This window comes from Variovorax sp. GW531-E2 (assembly GCF_059423125.1).
In genome coordinates, this window is the sequence record NZ_JBWKXQ010000050.1 from 29,090 (window position 1) to 48,818 (window position 19,729).

The window sequence follows — 19,729 nt, forward strand, 5'->3', positions numbered from 1 at the left end:
ATCCTCCCTGTGTGGCGTGGGAGGGGCGAGGACACAGCAGCGTGCGTGGCCCTGTTGCTGGAACGCCTGGGCGAAGGCCTGTTGTCGGTGCGCACCGACGACGCCTTCCGCCACGGGCCGCTTGCAGGCGCGTGAAAGCGCGCTAGAACGACGAGATGGAACGAAGGAGTGCAGCCATGGCCACCCAACCCGATCTTCCGTCTCCGATCACGCCCGACCTGCCGGTCGAGCCCGACGAAGGGCCGGAGCACGCGCCCGACGAGCCCACCGACCCCGAGCCGCCGCCCAGCGCGAGATAGGCAGAACGCCCGTCGTGCCGCGCTAAGCTCGCGCGATGGATGAAATCGATTGCGCTGTCATCGGTGCCGGCGTGGTGGGTCTGGCCGTGGCGCGCGCATTGGCGCTCGCGGGCCGGGAGGTGCTGGTGCTGGAGTCCGAAGGGGCCATCGGCACGGGAACGAGTTCGCGCAACAGCGAGGTGATCCACGCGGGCATCTATTACCCGCAGGGCTCGCTGAAGGCGACGCTGTGCGTGGAAGGACGCGATGCGCTCTACAGCTACGCGCAGGCACGCGGCGTGCCGCACAGCCGCTGCGGCAAGCTCATCGTGGCGACCTCGGCCGAACAGGTGGGGCAGCTCGACGCGATCCGCGCCAAGGCCGCGGCCAACGGCGTGGACGACCTGGTGCTGCTCACCGCGCAGCAAGCCAACGTGATGGAGCCGCAGCTGCATTGCGTGGCGGCGCTGCATTCGCCGAGCACGGGCATCGTCGACAGCCACGCGCTGATGCTGGGCCTGCTCGGCGACCTCGAGAACGCAGGCGGGATGCTGGCGCTCAAGTCGCCGATCGAACGTGCCGAATGCGGCGGCGGCGCCGTCGTGCTGATCGCCGCCGACGGCACGGCGCTGCGTTGCCGCACCGTGGTCAATGCCGCGGGGCTGGGCGCGCCGGCGCTGGCGCGCCGCTTCGAAGGCATGCCGGCGTCGGTGGTGCCGCGCGAGTACTTCGCCAAGGGCAGCTACTTCACGCTCGCGGGCCGCGCGCCTTTCGGGCGGCTCATCTATCCCGTGCCGGAGCCGGGCGGGCTCGGCGTGCACCTGACGCTCGATCTCGGCGGGCAGGCCAAGTTCGGGCCCGACGTGCAGTGGGTCGAGGCCGCGGACGACCTCGTGGTCGATCCGACGCGCGGCGAGCGCTTCTACGACGAGGTGCGCAGGTACTGGCCGGCGTTGCCCGACGGGGCGTTGATCCCGGGCTATGCGGGCATGCGCCCGAAGATCTCGGGGCCGGACGCGCCCGCGGCCGATTTCGTGATCGCGGGGCCCGCGTCGCATGGGGTGCCGGGGCTGGTCCATCTCTTCGGCATCGAGTCGCCCGGACTCACCAGTTGCCTGGCCATCGGACGGCACGTTGCAGACCTGCTCGCCGAGGCCTGATGCATGCACTCGGGCACAACTGAGCACATCTGTCGCGCATGAGGGGCTTTCGAGCCTGTAACATGACAGCACGCCATATGCTGGCGTGAAGCCGCCGGCGCGGTGCCGGTGTCATCACGGAGGAAAGATTCCAATGAGTGCATCCAACAATCTTGAAGCAGCAGCCGAAGACATCGCAAGCGACGTGCGCGGCGTGCTGGCCAGCAAGGACCTGGATTCGGTTCCCCACATCAAGGCGCTGCGCCAACGCATCGACACCAAGCTCGCCATCGCGCGCGAGCTGGCTTCCGAAAAGAGCAAGCTGGCCGCCAAGAAGGCGCGCCAGGCGGCCACCGCCACCAACACCTACGCCCACGACGAACCTTGGCAGGTGGCCGGCGCCGCACTGGCGGTCGGCGTGCTGGTGGGTCTGTTGCTTGGCCGCCGCTGAGCGTCACCGCACCGGCCTGAGCGCACACCGTCGTTCGTTCGTTCGCCGTCGCCACGCGGATGTGGCCGGTGAGGGCGGAGGCGGCGCATGAGACTGCTGTCCCTGTTCGGGCTCGATGCCCGCATCCGCCGGTTGCGCATCGCCGCCGCCGAAGGTGCGCTGGCGGCCGAGGACCGGGTGCAGTTGCTGCGCATGGCCTGGGAGGACGAGAAGCAGCGCCTGAAGCTGACCCTCGTCCTGGTCGTCGCCGTGCTGGGGCTGACCACCGTGGCGGTGGCGCTGCTCTCGATGGCGGTGGTCGTGCATTACTGGGACACGCCGTACCGCGTCACCGCCGCCTGGGTGGTGGCAGGTGTCTGGGCGGTGCTGTGGCTGGCGGCCGTCATCGGCCTGATGCGCAGCCTGAGCAATGCCTCCAACAGCTTCGTTCCGACCTTTCAGGAGTTCGAGCGCGACTGGGCCTGGGTCCAGGACCGCTTCAACCTCGGCAAGGACCCGGAGCTGGACGACGAAGCGCCGCGTCCGCCGCGCCCCGCCACGCGCGAAGAGCTGCTGGCCCGCATGGACCGCCAGCGCGAGCGCATCGCCACCCTGCAGGGCGGTCGCGAGACGCAGCCGGCCTCGGGCGAGCCCGTCAACGAATCGGCCGCGGCAACCGCGTTGCGTATTGCGCGCGAGCACCCGGTGGCTGCCGGGGTGGTCGCTGCCGCCGCCGTGGCGGTGATCCGCCCGAAGCGGTTGCTGCGCTGGGCCACGGTCATTGCGCCGGTGCTCTGGCGCATGCGCTGAGCGACCGGTAGCTAGAAGAAAACCGGCTCAGGCCTTGCGGCGATCCTGCTGCAATGCCTGGGCCGTTTCGCGGACCAGCCCGGGGCCGCGATAGATCAGGCCGGTGTAGATCTGCACCACGTCCGCGCCCGCGGCGATCTTGGCCTTGGCATCCGCCGCACTCAGGATGCCGCCCACCCCGATGATCGGAAAGTCCTTGCCCAGTGCCGCGCGCAGTTGCGCGATCACCCGGTTGCTGGCTTCGCGCACCGGCGCGCCCGAGAGGCCGCCGGCTTCCTGCGCATGCGGCAGGCCGGCCACCGCGTCGCGCGCGAGCGTGGTGTTGGTGGCGATCACGCCGTCCATGCCGTGGCGCTGCAGCGTGGCGGCGATCACCGCGACCTGGGCGTCGTCGAGGTCGGGTGCAATCTTCACGAACAGCGGCGCGCGCTTGCCGTGGCGCGTGGCCAGCGCTTCGCGCCGCTCGGCCACGGCGCCCAGCAGGGCGTCGAGCGCTTCGTCGCTCTGCAGCGAGCGCAGGTTGGCCGTGTTGGGGCTGGAGATGTTGATCGTCACGTAGTCCGCGTGCGGGTAGACGCCGTCCAGGCAGGCCAGGTAGTCGTCCACCGCGCGCTCGATCGGCGTGGCTGCGTTCTTGCCGATGTTCAGGCCCAGCAGCATGGGCGACTTGCTGCCACCGGCCTGCTTGCGGAAACGGGCCTTCTGCACGTTGGCCAGGAAGGCGTCGAGCCCTTCGTTGTTGAAGCCGAGCCGGTTGATCAGTGCATCGCGCTGCGGCAGGCGGAACATGCGCGGCTTCGGGTTGCCGGGCTGGCCCTTGGGCGTGACCGTGCCGACCTCGACGAAACCGAAGCCCATGGCCGCGAAGGCGTCGATGCAGCGTGCGTTCTTGTCCAGCCCGGCGGCCAGGCCGACGCGGTTGGGGAAATTCAGGCCAGCCAGCTGGATCGGGTCTTCGACGCGCGTCGCCGCGTAGGCGCAGGCCAAGGGCGTGTTCTGGGTGCGGGCCAGCCCGTCGAGGGTGATTTCATGGGCGTGCTCGGGGTCGAAACCGAACAGAAAAGGGCGGGCCAGGCCATAGAGCGAAGAGGGCAACAGCAGGGGCATCGGATAATTCTCGACTTCAATGAGCCAAGGATTCTCCGCGATGACCGCACCCGCCTCCCCAACCCCTCTTTCCCAGGATGAACTCAAGGCCCAGGTCGGCCTTGCCGCGCTGGCCTACGTGGTCAAGGGCGAGATCGTCGGCGTGGGCACCGGCTCCACGGTCAACAAGTTCATCGACGCGCTGGCCACGATCAAGGACGAGATCAAGGGCGCCGTCTCCAGTTCGGTCGCGTCCACCGAGCGCCTGCGCGCACTGGGCATCCCGGTGTTCGACAGCAACGAGGTGGAAGAACTGGCCGTCTACATCGACGGCGCCGACGAGATCGACCACCGGGGCTTCATGGTGAAGGGCGGCGGCGCGGCGCTCACGCGCGAGAAGATCGTCGCGGCGCAGTCCAAGCGCTTCGTCTGCATCGCCGACGCCTCCAAGCTGGTCGAGACGCTCGGCGCGTTTCCGCTGCCGGTGGAAGTGATCCCGATGGCCGTGCGCCGCGTGATGCGCCAGTTTGCCGGCCTGGGCGGCATCGCCCAGGTGCGCGAGAAAGACGGCCTGCCGCTGGTGACCGACAACGGCCAGCACATCGTCGACGTGACGGGCCTGCGGATCACCGACCCGCGCGCCTTCGAATCCGAGGTGAGCCAGTGGCCCGGCGTGGTGACGGTGGGGGTCTTCGCCCACCAGAAGGCCGACGTGTGCCTGCTGGGCACGGCGTCGGGCGTGAAGACGTTGCAGTTCGCCGGCTGAACGGCGGCGATGCAACACGGGGGCGAGGTCCCCGTCGTCTCTAGAACTTGATGCCGGCCGGGTTGTTCGGGCCCGGTGCGTTCGAGGGCGGTGCCGGCGCGGGGTTCGGCGGCTGCAGGGGCGTGTCGGTCGCACGGGGCGCCGCCGCTGCCGGTGCCTGCTGCGCGACGAGCGGGCGCGCGGCGGGCGGGCGGTAGCCTGGGGGCAGGCTGTTGCTCTTGGGATAGCCGGCCGCGTCGAGGTAGCGCGACCATTCCACATCCGAGAAGCCCTTGAGCTGCTGCGACCCGACGGTCAGCAGCGGCAGCGCGTTCTGTCCGCTCAGGCGCTGCAGGGCGTCGACGTCCTCGTTGCTCTTGATGGTGCGTTCTTCGAAGGGAATGCCGCGCGTGGTGAGCAGCGTGCGCGCCTCGTTGCAGGGGCCGCAGCCTTCGCCGCTGTACAGCGTGACGGGATAGCGCTGTGCCACCTGGCGCAGTTCGTAGGGAAGCCCGCTGTTGGCCGGCGCGTTGGCGCTGGCCGGTTGCGGCCCGCCCGTCGGCGCGTTGGTGACGACGGGGGGCTGGTCCGAGAACGTGACCTTGCCGTTCTTGTCGACCTGGCGGTAGACCGCCTGCGCCAGCACGCTGGCGGTCGACAACACGAGGACCAGGCCGATCAGGCCGCGCATCGGGAGTTTGTAAAAAGTCGGATACATATCTCCCGAGTATCGCAAGCTTCAGCGCCGTATCAAGCGGGCTGGGCCTGGGCCATGCCCTGATGTCGCAGCAGCGCATCAAGCTGCGGCTCGCGGCCCCGGAAGGCCTTGAACGAATCCATGGCGCTGCGGCTGCCGCCGGCCTCCAGGATGGCCTGGCGGTACCGGCGGCCGGTCTCGATGTTGGGCTCGCCGTCGGCGCCCACGGTTTCCTCGAAGGCCGCGTAGGCGTCGGCGCTCAGCACCTCGGCCCACTTGTAGCTGTAGTAGCCGGCCGCGTAGCCGCCCGAGAAGATGTGGCTGAAGGTGTTCGGCGTGCGGCTGAACGCCGGCGAGGGCATCACGGCCACTTCGGTGCGCACCTGGCCGAGCAGCGCCATCACGGCGCCCGGTGCGGCGGCGGCAGCCTGGTGCTCGGTGTGCAACAGCATGTCGAACAGCGAGAACTCGATCTGGCGCAGCGTCTGCAGCCCGCTCTGGAAGTTCTTGGCGGCGGTCATCTTGTCGAAGAGGGCGCGCGGCAGCGGCTCGCCGGTGTCGACGTGGGCCGTCATGTGGGCAAGCACGTCCCACTCCCAGCAGAAGTTTTCCATGAACTGGCTCGGCAGCTCGACTGCGTCCCACTCGACGCCGCTGATGCCCGACACGTCGCGCTCGTTCACCTGCGTGAGCATGTGGTGCAGGCCGTGGCCGAACTCGTGGAAGAGGGTGGTCACGTCGTCGTGCGTGAGCAGCGGCGGCTTGCCGTCGACGCCGCTGGCGAAGTTGCAGACCAGCTGCGCGACCGGCGTCTGCAGCACGCCATCGTCGGGGCGCAGCCAGCGGGCGCGCACGTCGTCCATCCAGGCGCCGCCGCGCTTGGCGGCGCGGGCGGAGGGGTCGAGGTAGAACTGGCCGACCTTCTGGCCGGCCCGCTCGATGCGGTAGAACTCGACGCTCGGATGCCAGGTGGGCGCGCTGTCGCGGCGGATCGACACCTCGAACAACGTCTCGACGATCTTGAAGAGGCCCGCCATCACCTTCGGCGCCGGGAAGTACTGCTTCACCTCCTGCTCGCTGAAGGCGTAGCGCGCTTCCTTGAGCTTCTCGCCGACGTAGGTCCAGTCCCAGGCCTGCGGATCGACGAGGTTCAGCTGCTCGGCCGCGAAGGCATGCAGGTCGGCCAGGTCGCGCTCGCCGTAGGGCTTGGCCTTGGCGGCGAGGTCGCGCAGGAACTTGACGACCTGCTCGGGCGATTCGGCCATCTTGGGCACGACCGAGAGTTCGCCGAAATTCTTGTAGCCCAGCAGCTTCGATTCTTCCTCGCGCAGCGCGAGGATCTCGGTGATGAGCGCGGTGTTGTCGAACTTCGGATCGCCGAGTTCGCTGGCGCGCGTCACGTAGGCGCGGTACAGGGTTTCGCGCAGCGCGCTGCTCTTGGCGAACTGCATCACCGGCAGGTAGCACGGCATCTTGAGCGTGAGCTTGTAGCCCTTCTTGCCTTCGGCCTCGGCGGCCGCGCGCGCGGCGCTCACCACGTCTTCGGGCACGCCGTCGAGTTCACCCAGCTGCGCGTAGTGCGCGAAGGCGTCGGTGGCGTCGAGGGCGTTCTCGCTGAACTTCTGGCTCAGCTCGGCTTGGCGTTCCTGGATGTCGGCAAAGCGCTGCTTGGCCTCGCCCTGCAGCTCGGCACCGCCGAGCACGAAGTTGCGCACGGCGTTCTTGTGCGCCTGGCGCTGCTCGGGGTTGAGCGTGGCCGGGTCGATGGCCTTGTACTTGGCGTACAGGCGCTCGTCGGAACCCAGGCGGGTCCAGAAGGCGGTGACGCGCGGCATGGCCTCGTTGTAGGCGGCGCGCAGCTCGGGCGTGTCGGCCACGGCGTTGAGGTGGCCGACAGCGCCCCAGGCGCGGCTGAAGCGTTCGGAGGCCACGTCGAGCACCTTCGAGATCGCGATCCAGTCGGCCGGGAATTCGGGCGCCGTCACCGTCTGCAGCGCGGCCTCGGCATCGGCCAGCAGCGCGTCGACCGCGGGCGACACGTGTTCGGGCTTGATGCGGTCGAACAGGGGGAGGTCGGTGAAGTCGAGGAGCGGATTGGTCATGTGAAAGATCCTGGGCGAGCGTAGCGAAGCCATTTCGGGAACCACCGCGGAACCGGCTTTGCCGGGCCGCTGGTGGTGCCCCTTGAGGGGGAGGCGGCTACACGCAGTGAGCCAACAACGGGGTGGTTCTTATCTTGCGGCGCGTTCGGCCGCTTCAAGGGTGTTGACCAGAAGCATCGCGCGCGTCATCGGGCCGACGCCGCCGGGCACGGGGGTGATCCAGCCGGCCACTTCCTTCACGCCGTCGAAATCGACGTCGCCGGCCAGCTTGCCGTCCGCCTTGCGGTTCATGCCCACGTCGATGACGACGGCGCCGGGCTTCACCATGTCGGCGGTCAGCAGGTCGAGCTTGCCCACGGCGGCGACGACCACGTCGGCCTGGCGCGTGAGGGCGCCCAGGTCTTTCGTGGCGCTGTGGCAGATGGTGACGGTGGCGCTCTTGGCCAGCAGCATCATGGCCATCGGCTTGCCGACGATGTTGCTGCGGCCGATGACCACGGCGTGCTTGCCGCGCAGGTCGTAGCCGATCGATTCGAGCATCTTCATGCAGCCGTGCGGCGTGCAGGGCCAGAAGCCCGGGGCGCCGGTCATCAGCGCGCCGGCGCTGGCCACGTGGAAGCCGTCGACGTCCTTGGCGGGCGAGATGGTCTCGATGACCTTCTGGCTGTCCATGTGCTTGGGCAACGGCAACTGAACGAGGATGCCGTGCACCTTGGGGTCGTCGTTGAGGGCGCGGATGCGCGCCAGCAGGTCGGCCTCGCTCAGGTCGGCGGGGTAGGTCTCGAGGGTGGCCGAGAGGCCGGTCTCGGTGCTGTCGTTGACCTTGTGCTTGGTGTAGACCTGGCTCGCCGGATCGCTGCCCACCAGGATGATGGACAAGGCCGGGTTCACGCCGCGGGCCTTCAGCGCAGCGGTGCGGCCGGACACCTCGGCGCGGATGGTTTTGGCGAGGGCGTTGCCGTCGATCAGTTGGGCGGTCATCGGTTTTGATTCTCCAAGTAAAAACGCCCGCTTGCGCAGGCGTGGGGAAGGTGCGTGGCTATCGCAGGGATAGCTGCAGCTCAGGAGGCCTTGGCGGCTGGGGCCGCTTGCCCGAGCGCGATCTTGAGCAGATCGGCCACGGTGTTGGCGTTGAGCTTTTCCATGATGTTGGCGCGGTGCGCCTCCACCGTCTTGATGCTGATGCCCAGGTCGTCGGCGATCTGCTTGTTCAGGCGGCCGGCGACGATGCGCTCGAGCACCTGCGCTTCGCGGCCCGTGAGCTTGGACAGCAGCGCGTCGCGGCTGGCCGACTGCTGGTGCTGCGTGAAGGCGCCGCGTGCGTGTTCGAGCATGCGCTCGACCAGCGACACGAGTTCTTCGTCGTTGAAGGGCTTCTGGATGAAATCCATGGCGCCCTTCTTCATGCTGTCGACCGCCATCGGCACGTCGCCGTGGCCGGTGATGACCACGATCGGCAACGGAGAGCGCCGTTCGATCAGTCGATCCTGCAATTCGAGGCCGGTCATGCCGGCCATGCGGATATCGACGATCAGACAGGCGACTTCGCGCGGGTCGTATCGGGAGAGAAAGGATTCGGCGGACTCGAAACAGCGGACTCTGTAGTCCTTGCCTTCGAGCAGCCATTGCAGCGAATCGCGTACGGCTTCGTCGTCATCGACGACATAGACCGTGCCCTTCTTCGGAATCAAACTCATGCAGGTACCTTTGCCTCGTCGCTTGCTACGGAACTGATAGCGTCCAACACCGGAATCCAGAAGGAAAAACGGCATCCGATCACATCCGGGCCATTGTAGATGTTCTCCGCCTGCATCCGGCCGCGGTGCGACTCGACGATGGTGCGGCACAGGTTGAGCCCAATGCCCATGCCCTCGGGCTTGGTGGAGAAGAAGGCCTCGTAGAGCCGGTCCATGACCTCGGGCGAGAGGCCCTTGCCCGTGTCCTGCACCGAGAACTCGATGGCATTGTGCCCCTCGATCACCTTGGGCAGCACGCGCAGCTCGACGCTGCGGCGCGCCAGCGGGCGGTCGGCGATGTCGATGGATTCGGCCGCGTTCTTCAGCAGGTTGACCATCACCTGCTCGATGAGGATCGGGTCGACGCGCACCACCGGCAGCCGCGCGGCCACGTAGTGGTTCAGGCGCACGTTGCGCCGGCGCAGCTCGATGCCCGCGAGTTCGACCGCCTCGCTCACCATGGTGGCGACGTCGGCCGGCGTGCGGTTGGGTTCGCTGCGCTTCACGAAGGAGCGGATGCGCTGGATGATCTGGCCTGCGCGCTGCGCCTGCTTCGAGGTTTTTTCGAGCGCGGCCAGCAGGGCGTCGTTGTCGATCGTCTGCCCCTTGATGCGCGACATCATCCCGTTGCAGTAGTTGGCGATGGCGGTGAGCGGCTGGTTGAGCTCGTGCGCCACGCTCGATGCCATTTCGCCCATGGTGATCAGGCGGCTCGCGGCCTGGGCCTTGTCGGCCTGCGCGGCGGCTTGCTCTTCGGCGTCGCGGCGCGGCGTGATGTCGGTGGCGATCACCAGCTGCGCGAGGCGGCCGTCGACCCAGGTCAGGTAGCGCGAGCGCACCTCGAGCCACTTGCCCAGGTGCGGCACGAAGATCTCGTTGTTCGCGGTCTGGGCGGCGGTGAGGGTGTCGATGGGCAGGCCGGCGTAGGGGTCAACGTCGTCCAGGCCCTCGTCGTGCGCGTTCGACGGCGGCACGCCAGCCTGCGCCACCATGCCCAGATGGCCCACGGTGTCGGAGCCGAACCACAGGCGGTACAGCTTGTTGGCGAACAGCAGCTCCTCGCTGCCGATGGGCGCCACCGACACGGCGGCGTCGAGCGCTTCGAGCACGGTGGTGAAGCGTTCGTACGACGCGGACAGCTGCTCGCGGATGCGCGTCGGCTCGGTGATGTCGGTCATCGACGTCATCCAGCCGGTCTGGTGGCCGCGCGCGTCGATCAGCGGCGACACGTACAGGCGGGCGTTGAACACGCTGCCGTTCTTGCGCTTCACGCGCACCTGGAAGCCGCCGGGCAGGGCGCGGCCGTGCAGTTCTTCTTCGAGGCGCTCGTTCATCACCTCGCGGTCGGATTCGAGCCAGTAGGGGAAGGGCGGCGTCTGGCCGACCAGCTCGTCTTCGCTCCAGCCCGTCATGGCGCAGAACGCGGCGTTCACGTAGGTGATGCGGCCTTGCAGGTCGAGCACGCGCATGCCGGTGAGCATGGAGTTTTCCATTGCGCGGCGGAAGTTGGTTTCGGCCACGAGCCGCTGCTGCGCCTGCAGGCGGCGGCGCGTGTGGCGCCAGGTGCCGATCAGCATCCAGCTGGTCATCACGCTGAGGGCGCACACGAGCCAGAAGAGGCCGTTGCCCACCACGCCCTGCGAGGTGCGGTAGGCCTGCGCGCGCAGCATCAGCGCGTTGCCCACGGGCGACACCGGCACTTCGTATTCGTTGGTGGCTTCGGTCCAGGGCAGCAGGCGGGTGCCACTGTTCTTCAGCGGCGTGGTGTTGCCGGCGATGACGTTGCCCTTGGCGTCGAGCAGCGACACGGCATAGCGCGCCTGCACCTCGGAGGGCATGCCGTAGCGCAGCAGGCCGTCGATGGAGAACTCGCCGAGCACGACGCCGGCGAACAGGCCCTGGTCGAACAGCGGAATGTGCAGCTGCAGCATCGCGGCCGGTTCGCCGCCGGCCACGGGCTGCGAGTACACCGGCTGGCGCAGCTCGCGCGCCAATGCGTAGTTGCTTTCGATGTCGCCGGGGCGCAGCACATCGCCGATCAGGTGCTGTTGCGCCGGATGCACGCTGGGCGCGGCATAGCCGGCCTTGAAGCGGCGGCGGTCGTCGATCCAGCTGATGGTCTGCAGCTCGGGGAACTGGCTCACCAGCGACTCGGCGCGGCTCGTGAATTCGACCGGATCGATCTCCCGGTTGGAGGCATCGCGCGCGATGCGCATCAGCTGTTCCTGCCGCTCCAGCAAACGCAGGCGCATGCGCTGTTGCGCGTACTCGACATCGCGTCGCACCGACTCCTGCTCGCGCTCGACTTCTTCGGAGCGCAGATACCAGAACGCCGACACGATGGCCGCGAGAAACAGCAGCACGGCCGCCATCGGCGCGAGCATCGCGACGGCGTCCTGCAGCACGGGTGTCTGCTTGCGCCACCACGTGCGCCACCAGGACAACGGCGAGGCTTTGACGGCACTGCGGGCGACCGCGAGCGGGGAGGAAAGGGGCATGGGCGGAGTTTAGGTGATGGCCCTCGCGGGCAAGAGGCCCTGCCGGGGACGTGCCTCATTGATATTTCATAATAAGAAATCAACAAGCACTATTTGAAATAGGGAAACTTCTATGCGAAACTCCGGCGCGCTCGGTGCCCAGCGCACTAAATTACAGCCACAGCCCTAAAAGGAGAGACAAGCATGTCGGCAAATCCCGAGAACCTGTTCGGCTCGGCCGCAAACGATGCGGACGCCCAGGAGACGCGTGAATGGATGGATGCACTGTCTTCCGTCATCCAGAGCGAAGGGCCCGAGCGGGCGCACTTCCTGCTCGAACAACTGCTCGAACATGCGCGCCAGAACAGCGTCGACATGCCGTTCTCGGCCAACACCGGCTACGTGAACACCATCGAGCCGGGCGTGGAAGCCCGCAGCCCCGGCAACCTCGAGATCGAACAGCGCCTGCGCGCCTACATGCGCTGGAACGCCATGGCCATGGTGGTCAAGGCCAACCGCATCCACCCGCCCGAAGGCGGTGACCTGGGCGGCCACATCGGCTCCTTCGCCTCGCTGGCCAGCATGTTCGGCGCCGGTTTCAACCACTTCTGGCACGCCGAGAGCGAAAACCACGGCGGCGACCTGCTATACATCCAGGGCCACGTGTCGCCCGGCATCTACGCCCGCGCCTACCTCGAAGGCCGCCTCTCCGAAGACCAGCTGCTCAACTTCCGCCAGGAAGTGGACGGCAAGGGCCTGTCGAGCTATCCGCACCCGAAGCTGATGCCCGAGTTCTGGCAGTTCCCCACGGTGTCGATGGGCCTGGGCCCGCTGATGGCGATCTACCAGGCGCGCTTCCTGAAGTACCTGCACGCCCGCGGCATCGCCAACACCGAGAACCGCAAGGTCTGGGTGTTCTGCGGCGACGGCGAAATGGACGAAGTCGAATCGCTCGGCGCCATCGGCCTGGCCGCGCGCGAGAACCTCGACAACCTGATCTTCGTCATCAACTGCAACCTGCAGCGCCTGGACGGTCCGGTGCGCGGCAATGGCAAGATCATCCAGGAGCTCGAAGGCGAGTTCCGCGGCGCCAACTGGAACGTCATCAAGCTCATCTGGGGCAAGGGCTGGGACGCCCTGCTCGAGAAGGACCATGACGGCGCGCTGCGCAAGATCATGATGGAGTGCAACGACGGCGACTACCAGTCGTTCAAGGCCAACGACGGCGCCTACGTGCGCAAGAACTTCTTCGGCCGCGACCCGCGCACGCTGAAGATGGTCGAGCACCTGACCGACGACGAGGTCTGGAACCTGCAGCGCGGCGGCCACGACTCGCAGAAGGTGTATGCCGCCTTCCACGCCGCCCAGAACCACAAGCGCCAGCCCACCGTGCTGCTCGTCAAGACCGTCAAGGGCTTCGGCATGGGCAAGATCGGCGAAGGCAAGAACACGGTCCACCAGACCAAGAAGCTCGGCGACGAGGACATCAAGGCCTTCCGCGACCGCTTCAACATCCCGATTCCCGACAGCCAGATCGCCGAGCTGCCGTTCTACAAGCCGGCCGACGACACGCCGGAAATGCGCTACCTGCACGAGCGCCGCAAGGCCCTGGGAGGCTACCTGCCGCATCGCCGCGTGAAGGCCGACGAGAGCTTCACGGTGCCCTCGCTCGACACCTTCAAGGCGGTGATGGAGCCCACGGCCGAAGGCCGCGAGATCTCGACCACGCAAGCCTACGTGCGCTTCCTCACGCAGCTGCTGCGCGACAAGGCCCTGGGCCCGCGCGTCGTGCCCATCCTGGTGGACGAAGCCCGCACCTTCGGCATGGAAGGCCTGTTCCGCCAGATCGGCATCTACAACCCGCACGGTCAGCAGTACACCCCGGTCGATAAAGACCAGGTCATGTACTACAAGGAAGACAAGGCCGGCCAGATCCTGCAAGAGGGCATCAACGAAGCCGGCGGCATGTCCAGCTGGATCGCGGCGGCCACGTCGTACAGCACGAACAACCGCATCATGGTGCCGTTCTACGTGTACTACTCGATGTTCGGCTTCCAGCGCATCGGCGACCTGGCCTGGGCGGCCGGCGACATGCAGGCCCGCGGCTTCCTGCTGGGCGGCACCTCGGGACGCACCACGCTGAACGGCGAAGGCCTGCAACACGAAGACGGTCACAGCCACATCCTGGCCAACACCATCCCGAACTGCGTGAGCTACGACCCGACCTTCGCGCACGAAGTCGGCGTGATCCTGCACCACGGCCTCAAGCGCATGGTCGAGAAGCAGGACAACGTCTATTACTACCTGACGCTGCTCAACGAGAACTACGCGATGCCCGGCCTGCAGCCCGGCACCGAAGAGCAGATCATCAAGGGCATGTACCTGTCCAAGCAGGGCCCGGTCGTCAAGGCCGCCAAGGGCGCGAAAGAAGCGCCGACCGTGCAACTGCTGGGCAGCGGCACCATCCTGCGCGAGAGCTTTGCCGCGCAAGAGCTGCTCGAGAAGGAGTGGGGCGTGTCGGCTTCGGTGTGGAGCTGCCCGAGCTTCAACGAACTGACCCGCGACGGCCAGGACGCCGACCGCTGGAACCTGCTGCACCCCGACCAGACGCCGCGCGTGCCCTTCGTGGCCGAGCAGCTCGGTGCTTCGACCGGCCCGGTGATTGCGTCGACCGATTACATGAAGGCGTACGCCGAGCAGATCCGTCCGTTCGTGCCGAAGGGCCGCAACTACAAGGTGCTGGGCACCGACGGTTTCGGTCGCAGCGACTTCCGCGCCAAGCTGCGCGAACACTTTGAGATCAATCGTCACTACATCGTCGTGGCCGCGCTCAAGGCGCTGAGCGAAGATGGCACCGTGCCGGTGGCCAAGGTGGTGGAAGCGATCAAGAAGTACGGCATCAATGTCGACAAGGTCAACCCGCTTTACGCTTGAACATCAACAACCAACGAACGAACGGCGCCTGACGGCGGGAGACAACGATATGGCAGCAGTGGAAGTGAAGGTGCCGGACATCGGCGATTTCGATGAAGTCGCGGTGATCGAGGTGCTCGTGAAGGTGGGCGACACGGTCAAGGCCGAACAGTCGCTCATCACGGTCGAATCGGACAAGGCGTCGATGGAAATCCCGTCGTCCACGGCCGGTGTGGTCAAGGAAATCAAGGTCGCCGTGGGCGACAAGGTCAAGGAAGGCTCGGTGGTGCTGGTGGTCGAGGCCGAGGGCGCGGCTGCCGCCGCCCCGGCGCCGGCCGCTGCGCCTGCTGCCGCGGCACCCGCCCCGGCGGTTGCAGCGCCCGCGCCCGTCGCCGCCGCACCGGTTGCCTCTGGCCCGGTCGAAGTCAAGGTGCCGGACATCGGCGACTTCAAGGACGTCGCGGTCATCGAGCTGCTGGTGAAGGTGGGTGACACCATCGCCGCCGAGCAGTCGCTGATCACGGTGGAGTCGGACAAGGCCTCGATGGAAATCCCGTCGTCGGCTGCCGGCGTGCTGAAGGAACTCAAGGTCAAGGTCGGCGACACCGTCAACATCGGCGACCTGATCGCGGTGCTCGAAGGCGCCGCAGGAGCTGCCGCACCGGCGCCCGCGCCGGCACAGGCCGCGGCTGCTGCGCCCGCCGCCGCAACCACCAGCGCACCTGCACCGGCCGCCGCAGCACCTGCTGCAGCCGCCCCGGCCCACCAGCCGACGTCGGCGCCCACCGGCAGCCTGCCGCACGCCTCGCCCTCGGTGCGCAAGTTCGCACGCGAACTCGGCGTGCCGCTCGAAGAGGTCAAGGGTTCCGGCCTCAAGGGCCGCATCACGCAGGAAGACGTCCAGAACTTCACCAAGGCCGTGATGAGCGGCCAGGCCAGCACCAAGGCCTCGGCGGCCAAGGCGCCGGCCGGTGGTGGTGGCGACGGCGCGGCGCTGGGCCTCATCCCGTGGCCGAAGGTCGACTTCACGAAGTTCGGCACCGTCGAGCGCAAGGACCTGTCGCGCATCAAGAAGCTCAGCGGCGCGAACCTGCACCGCAACTGGGTGATGATCCCGCACGTCACCAACAACGACGAAGCCGACATCACCGAGCTCGAGGCCTTCCGCGTCTCCACCAACAAGGAGAACGAGAAGTCGGGCATCAAGGTCACGATGCTCGCCTTCGTGATCAAGGCGGTGGTCGCGGCGCTGAAGAAATTCCCCGACTTCAACACCAGCCTGGACGGCGACCAGCTCGTCTACAAGCAGTACTACAACATCGGCTTCGCGGCCGACACGCCCAACGGGCTCGTGGTGCCGGTGCTGAAAGATGCCGACAAGAAGGGCATCCTGCAGATCAGCGCCGAGATGGGCGAACTCGCCAAGAAGGCGCGTGACGGCAAGCTCGGCTCGGCCGACATGCAGGGCGGTTGCTTCTCGATCAGCTCGCTCGGCGGCATCGGTGGCACGCACTTCACGCCCATCATCAACGCCCCCGAAGTGGCCATCCTCGGCCTCTCCAAGGGCCAGATGAAGCCGGTGTGGGACGGCAAGCAGTTCGTGCCGCGTCTCACGCTGCCGCTGTCGCTGTCGTACGACCACCGCGTGATCGACGGCGCCCTGGCTGCGCGTTTCAACGCCTACCTGGGGCAAGTGCTCGCGGACTACCGTCGCATCCTGCTATGACCACCGTAGTGGCCGTCCGCAAAGGCGGCCAGGTCACGATGGCGGCAGACTCGCTGGTGACCTTCGGCGACACGCGCATGTCGCACAACGCCGAAGCGAACCAGAAGATCTTCACCGTCGAGGATGCCGCGGGCCAGAGCCTGTTCGCGGTGGCGGGCGCTGCTGCGCACCAGCTGGTGCTCCAGCATGCGCTGGCCGCCCAGCCGCGCGAGGCGCTGCAGTTCGGCAGCAAGCACGAGGTGTTCCACACCTTCACGCAGCTGCATCCGGTGCTGAAGGACTCGTTCTTCATGCAGACCAAGGAAGACGAGCACGAGCCCTACGAGTCGAGCCAGTTCACCATGCTGCTGGCCAACCCGAGCGGCATCTACGGCATCTACAGCTACCGCGAGGTGTTCGAGTTCAAGCAGTACTGGGCCATTGGCTCGGGACGCAGCTTTGCGCTCGGCGCCATGCACGCGGCCTATGACAACAAGTCGCGCAACGCGCGCGACGTGGCGGAGGCGGGCATCGCCGCCGCCTGCGAATTCGATCGCAATTCGGCCCTGCCGGCCGACGTTCTCACACTCAAACTGAAAGTGTCCAAATGAGCGAACAACACATCAAGGTGCCGGACATCGGCGACTTCGACGAAGTCGCGGTGATCGAGGTGCTGGTCAACGTCGGCGACACGGTCAAGGCCGAGCAGTCGCTCATCACGGTCGAATCGGACAAGGCCTCGATGGAGATTCCCTCGTCGGCCGCCGGCGTGGTGAAGTCGCTGGCCGTGAAGGTGGGCGACAAGGTCAAGGAAGGCTCGGTCGTGCTGACGCTCGAAGTCGACGGGGCCGCCGCGCCCGCGCCGGCTGCGGCGGCACCCGCGCCGGCAGCTGCTGCGCCTGCGCCCAAGGCGGCTGCACCGGCCCCCGCCGCGGCAGCTTCGGTGGTGGTGTCCAGCTACGGCGGCAAGGTCGATGTCGAGTGCGACGTGGTCGTACTCGGTGCCGGCCCCGGCGGCTACTCAGCCGCCTTCCGCGCGGCCGACCTCGGCCTGAAGGTCGTGCTGATCGAACGCTACGCCACCCTCGGCGGCGTGTGCCTGAACGTCGGCTGCATTCCCTCGAAGGCGCTGCTGCACGTCGCTTCCGTCATGGACGAGGTGAAGCACTTCGCCGACCTGGGCGTGAGCTTCGCCGCGCCCACGGTCGACCGCGCCAAGCTGCTCGGCCACAAGAACAAGGTGGTGGGCAAGCTCACTGGCGGCCTCACGGCCATGGCCAAGATGCGCAAGGTGACGGTGCTGCGCGGCGTGGGCAACTTCATCGACCCGTACCACCTGGAAGTCGAAGAGACCTCCGGCACGAGCTGGGACACCACCGGCAAGAAGCAGACCGTCAAGTTCCGCAACGCGATCATCGCGGCCGGCTCGCAGTCGGTGAGCCTGCCCTTCATGCCGAAGGACCCGCGCGTGGTCGACTCGACCGGCGCGCTCGAGATGGGCACCGACCCCAAGCGCATGCTGGTGCTGGGCGGCGGCATCATCGGCCTCGAAATGGGCACGGTGTACTCGACGCTGGGCGCGCGCCTCGACGTGGTCGAAATGCTCGACGGCCTCATGCAGGGCGCCGACCGCGACCTCGTGAAGGTCTGGCAGAAGATGAACGCGCCGCGCTTCGACAACATCATGCTCAAGACCAAGACGGTCGGCGCCGAAGCCACGAAGGAAGGCATCAAGGTCACCTTCGAGGGCGAGAACGCGCCGAAGGAACCGCAGGTGTACGACCTCGTGCTGCAGGCCGTGGGCCGCAGCCCGAACGGCAAGAAGATCGGCGCCGAGAAGGCCGGCGTCACGGTGAGCGACCGCGGCTTCATTCCGGTCGACATCCAGATGCGCACCAACGTGCCGCACATCTTCGCCATCGGCGACATCGTGGGCCAGCCCATGCTGGCGCACAAGGCGGTGCATGAGGCACACGTGGCAGCCGAAGTGATTGCCGGCGAGCAGAAGGGTGACAAGGAGTTGTCCAGCGCCGCCTTCAACGCCCGCGTGATCCCCAGCGTGGCCTACACCGATCCCGAAGTGGCATGGGTCGGTCTCACGGAAGACCAGGCCAAGGCCGAAGGCATCAAGGTCAAGAAGGGCCACTTCCCGTGGACGGCTTCGGGCCGCGCCATTGCCAACGGCCGCGACGAAGGCTTCACCAAGCTGCTGTTCGACGCCGAGACGCACCGCATCCTGGGTGGCGGCATCGTCGGCACGCACGCCGGCGACATGATCGGCGAGATCGCGCTGGCCATCGAGATGGGCGCGGACGAGATCGACATCGGCAAGACCATCCATCCGCACCCGACGCTGGGCGAAAGCATCGGCATGGCGGCGGAAGTGGCGCACGGTACGTGTACCGACCTGCCGCCGGCGAAGAAGGCGGCCTGATCGATAGGCGCTACGGCGCCCTATGGCGCCGATCGAGCGCCCACAAAAAATCCCGCCGCGGCGGGATTTTTTTCGTCCGGGATTCGGGGAAATCGAATCAGTCGCTGGCGGTGCCCATGGCCGCCGCCTTGACCTCGTCGCCCTGGCCGCTGAGCACGCGGCGGGCGCCGTCGAAGCGGCGCTGCCAGTAGCTGCCGTTCATGTCTTCGACACGGACCTGGGCGCCGGAGCGGGGGGAGTGGATGAACTTGCCTTCGCCGACGTAGATGCCAACATGGCTGAAGGTGCGGCGCATGGTGTTGAAGAACACGAGGTCGCCGGGCTTGAGCTGGCTGCGGTCGATCTTCTCGGTGGCGGCGGCCTGTTCTTCGGCGCGGCGCGGGAGCACGTGGCCCACCGTCTGGTTGTACATGGCGCGGACGAAGCCGCTGCAGTCGAAACCGGATTCGGCGGTGTTGCCGCCACGGCGGTAAGGAACGCCGAGGAAACCGATGGCGGTCACGACGAGGTCGGACGTGCGCTCTGCGACGGTCTGGCGAACCTGATGGAACTGGCCGACCAGGCCGCGTTCGGCAAGGATTCGGTCCATCTCATCCGATCGATCCTGTTGAGGGGGGGCGGCGTGGACGGCCACGGCGAACAGGAGGGATACGGGTAGGACGAAAAAACGCATGGCGCGTAGGATATTGATGACGCGCAGTTATGTCAATTTAATCTGAATTGTTGAATGCGTGCGTAAACCATTGATTTACATGTGTTTTTTCGATCCGGCGGAAGAAAAAATGTAACGGTGAACGTTTATGCGGCATAAGGATTCGAATGTAAACACCTCGGCTGATATGACTTCGAAGTCTTAAAAGTCGATATGTGCATTCCATTTGTTGTCAAGATGGCCTCAAATTCAGGAAATCTTCATGAACTTGCGAAATCGCTCCTTTCTTCGCTCCCTGGGAAGCCTCTTGGTGCTCGCGGGTTGTGGCATGGCTGGCGCGGCCATGGCGCAGGTGCGCACCGAAACCGTCGCTTCCGGTCTTGAAAACCCCTGGGGCGTCGCCTTCCTGCCGGAGGGCCGTTTCGTGGTCACCGAGAAGCCCGGCCGCCTGCGGCTGGTGGCGGCCGACGGCAAGCTGGGCGCGCCCATCCAGGGCCTGCCGCCCATCGCGGCGGGCCCTGGATG

General features: G+C 67.0%; 17 protein-coding genes. 10 read left to right on the plus strand and 7 right to left on the minus strand.

What is annotated here, in order from left to right; genetic code table 11:
• The first annotated feature begins 176 nt into the window (after window positions 1-176).
• The 4 genes from AC07XP_RS23750 (at window position 177) to AC07XP_RS23765 (ending at window position 2,657) form a co-directional block, all read left to right on the plus strand.
• A complete protein-coding gene (locus AC07XP_RS23750) occupies window positions 177-299 on the plus strand; it encodes a hypothetical protein (RefSeq protein ID WP_062479916.1) in 123 nt (40 codons plus the stop codon).
• 35 nt (window positions 300-334) lie between these two features.
• On the plus strand, window positions 335-1,438 hold the full coding sequence (locus AC07XP_RS23755) for an NAD(P)/FAD-dependent oxidoreductase (RefSeq protein WP_495266058.1): 1,104 nt from the start codon (window positions 335-337) through the stop codon (window positions 1,436-1,438).
• A 133-nt stretch (window positions 1,439-1,571) separates the two neighbouring features.
• A complete protein-coding gene (locus tag AC07XP_RS23760) occupies window positions 1,572-1,868 on the plus strand; it encodes a glycine zipper domain-containing protein (protein ID WP_056580064.1) in 297 nt (98 codons plus the stop codon).
• Between the two features lie 87 nt (window positions 1,869-1,955).
• Window positions 1,956-2,657 carry a phage holin family protein gene (locus tag AC07XP_RS23765; RefSeq protein WP_062479920.1) on the plus strand — a complete coding sequence of 234 codons (702 nt, stop codon included), beginning with the start codon at window positions 1,956-1,958 and terminating at the stop codon, window positions 2,655-2,657.
• Between the two features lie 27 nt (window positions 2,658-2,684).
• Here AC07XP_RS23765 and AC07XP_RS23770 read toward each other — a convergent pair whose 3' ends face one another.
• Entirely contained in the window at window positions 2,685-3,764 is a 1,080-nt protein-coding gene (locus AC07XP_RS23770; protein ID WP_492684050.1) for a quinone-dependent dihydroorotate dehydrogenase, read from the minus strand.
• A gap of 40 nt (window positions 3,765-3,804) precedes the next feature.
• Here AC07XP_RS23770 and rpiA point away from each other — a divergent pair, with 40 nt between their 5' ends.
• Window positions 3,805-4,509: a ribose-5-phosphate isomerase RpiA gene (rpiA, locus tag AC07XP_RS23775; RefSeq protein ID WP_095745673.1), complete on the plus strand. Its 705-nt coding sequence runs from the start codon at window positions 3,805-3,807 to the stop codon at window positions 4,507-4,509.
• A gap of 40 nt (window positions 4,510-4,549) precedes the next feature.
• Here rpiA and AC07XP_RS23780 read toward each other — a convergent pair whose 3' ends face one another.
• The 5 genes from AC07XP_RS23780 to AC07XP_RS23800 all read right to left on the minus strand — a co-directional run bounded on the left by AC07XP_RS23780 (window position 4,550) and on the right by AC07XP_RS23800 (window position 11,521).
• Window positions 4,550-5,179, minus strand: coding sequence for a glutaredoxin family protein (locus AC07XP_RS23780; RefSeq protein ID WP_235926508.1), 630 nt, complete (start codon window positions 5,177-5,179; stop codon window positions 4,550-4,552).
• A gap of 59 nt (window positions 5,180-5,238) precedes the next feature.
• Window positions 5,239-7,287 (minus strand): M3 family metallopeptidase, encoded by a 2,049-nt coding sequence (locus AC07XP_RS23785; RefSeq protein ID WP_495266059.1) that lies wholly within the window; start codon window positions 7,285-7,287, stop codon window positions 5,239-5,241.
• Window positions 7,288-7,416: 129 nt separating this feature from the next.
• Window positions 7,417-8,268 carry a bifunctional methylenetetrahydrofolate dehydrogenase/methenyltetrahydrofolate cyclohydrolase FolD gene (folD, locus tag AC07XP_RS23790; RefSeq protein ID WP_062479931.1) on the minus strand — a complete coding sequence of 284 codons (852 nt, stop codon included), beginning with the start codon at window positions 8,266-8,268 and terminating at the stop codon, window positions 7,417-7,419.
• 80 nt (window positions 8,269-8,348) lie between these two features.
• Window positions 8,349-8,984, minus strand: a complete 636-nt coding sequence (locus AC07XP_RS23795; RefSeq protein WP_056580071.1) for a response regulator transcription factor — start codon at window positions 8,982-8,984, stop codon at window positions 8,349-8,351.
• Window positions 8,981-11,521 carry a PAS domain-containing sensor histidine kinase gene (locus AC07XP_RS23800; protein WP_062479933.1) on the minus strand — a complete coding sequence of 847 codons (2,541 nt, stop codon included), beginning with the start codon at window positions 11,519-11,521 and terminating at the stop codon, window positions 8,981-8,983. Before AC07XP_RS23800 ends, AC07XP_RS23795 begins: the two co-directional genes overlap by 4 nt.
• 183 nt (window positions 11,522-11,704) lie before the next feature.
• Between AC07XP_RS23800 and aceE the strand changes: the two genes are divergently transcribed.
• From aceE to lpdA, 4 genes are read left to right on the plus strand one after another with little or no spacing between them, the layout of a single operon-like run.
• On the plus strand, window positions 11,705-14,434 hold the full coding sequence (gene aceE, locus AC07XP_RS23805; protein WP_369646694.1) for a pyruvate dehydrogenase (acetyl-transferring), homodimeric type: 2,730 nt from the start codon (window positions 11,705-11,707) through the stop codon (window positions 14,432-14,434).
• 49 nt (window positions 14,435-14,483) lie between these two features.
• Window positions 14,484-16,139, plus strand: coding sequence for a dihydrolipoyllysine-residue acetyltransferase (aceF, locus tag AC07XP_RS23810; RefSeq protein ID WP_495266060.1), 1,656 nt, complete (start codon window positions 14,484-14,486; stop codon window positions 16,137-16,139).
• Window positions 16,136-16,729 carry an Ntn hydrolase family protein gene (locus AC07XP_RS23815; RefSeq protein ID WP_095745669.1) on the plus strand — a complete coding sequence of 198 codons (594 nt, stop codon included), beginning with the start codon at window positions 16,136-16,138 and terminating at the stop codon, window positions 16,727-16,729. The genes aceF and AC07XP_RS23815 overlap by 4 nt, the downstream gene beginning before the upstream one ends.
• Window positions 16,726-18,552: a dihydrolipoyl dehydrogenase gene (lpdA, locus tag AC07XP_RS23820; RefSeq protein WP_495266061.1), complete on the plus strand. Its 1,827-nt coding sequence runs from the start codon at window positions 16,726-16,728 to the stop codon at window positions 18,550-18,552. Before AC07XP_RS23815 ends, lpdA begins: the two co-directional genes overlap by 4 nt.
• Window positions 18,553-18,649: 97 nt before the next feature.
• Here lpdA and AC07XP_RS23825 read toward each other — a convergent pair whose 3' ends face one another.
• Window positions 18,650-19,225: a C40 family peptidase gene (locus AC07XP_RS23825; RefSeq protein WP_062480809.1), complete on the minus strand. Its 576-nt coding sequence runs from the start codon at window positions 19,223-19,225 to the stop codon at window positions 18,650-18,652.
• 307 nt (window positions 19,226-19,532) lie between these two features.
• On the opposite strand from AC07XP_RS23825, the gene AC07XP_RS23830 reads away from it, so the two are divergent.
• The coding region (locus AC07XP_RS23830) for a PQQ-dependent sugar dehydrogenase (RefSeq protein WP_495266062.1) at window positions 19,533-19,729 on the plus strand (197 nt) is incomplete at its 3' end.